Source organism: Arthrobacter sp. NPDC056691 (assembly GCF_042791415.1).
GTDB lineage: Bacteria > Actinomycetota > Actinomycetes > Actinomycetales > Micrococcaceae > Arthrobacter.
This window is the reverse complement of record NZ_JBHTXX010000079.1, coordinates 1-1,093: the sequence shown is the minus strand read 5'-3', so window position 1 is coordinate 1,093 and position 1,093 is coordinate 1. Positions and strand designations below refer to the sequence as shown.

The following is a 1,093-nucleotide window of genomic DNA, read 5'->3' as shown; positions in this document are numbered from 1 at the left end:
CTAGACGATATGTCTGAGGGGTTGTGGCCGGGGCTGGGGTGCTGGCCCTTCTGATTCGTCCATTATCGCCGGGCAGTTCCGGACCGCGGGCTTTGGTGCATGGCTCGTTTCCGGGTGGCCGCGGTCCGGAAACCATCGCGGCGTGAATGACCTCTGTCAGAAGGGCCAGGAATTGGTGGGGCTGGAACCTTCTCTTCAATCTCGCGTGGGTTGTTCCCAGACTTAATCCATTGGGGCAGAGCCACATTTGAAGTTTGGAGGTTCCAGCTATGCACGAGCGTACTCACGTCGGCCTGGATGTCCACGCCCTGTCGGTTGTTGCGTGCGCGATCGATGGTGAGACCGGCGAGGTTCTCCGGGGCCGGCTGACGCCGGACCATGCTGAGATTCTGGCCTGGATCAGGGCCCTGCCTGGCCCGTGCCGGGTGGTTTACGAGGCCGGACCGACAGGTTTCACGCTGGCCAGGTTCCTGCGGAGCTCCGGTGTTGACTGTGTGGTCGCGGCGCCGTCCAAGCTTCAACGCCCGCCCGGGGACAGGGTGAAAACGGACCGGAACGACGCCCTGCATCTGGCCCGGCTGTTGAAACTCGATGAGATCACCGAGGTCACTGTTCCGGATCCCGGGCAGGAAGCGGCCAGGGACCTGGTCCGGGCCCGGGAAGATACCCGCGGGGACCTGATGCGGGCCCGGCACCGGGTCTCGAAGCTGTTGCTGCGCCAGGGCATTCATTACAGCGGCGGGGATACCTGGACCCTGGCCCACATGTCGTGGCTCTACCGGCAACGTTTCGATTCTCCGGCCCTGCAGCTGACCTTCGACCTGGCCCTCGAGACCGTCACCGAAACGTTGGCCCGCCGCGACCGCCTGGATGCAGCCATCACGAAATTGGCCTACGACAGCGAATACACCCCCGTGGTGAGGGCGCTGGAATGCCTGCGCGGCATCTCGACGCTGACCGCGTTTGGGCTGGCCGTGGAGATTGGGGACTGGAACCGCTTCACCGGCCGCACGATCGGCGCTTACCTGGGTCTGGTGCCTACGGAGAATTCCTCGGGCCAGCGTCGCTCCCAGGGCGGCATCACCAAGACCGG

1 protein-coding gene is annotated in these 1,093 nt (G+C 64.7%); it reads left to right on the top strand.

Going from position 1 to position 1,093, the window contains the following annotated elements; translation table 11 throughout:
- Positions 1–269: 269 nt before the first annotated feature.
- The coding region (locus ACFRAU_RS26080; RefSeq protein ID WP_378002022.1) for an IS110 family transposase at positions 270–1,093 on the top strand (824 nt) is incomplete at its 3' end.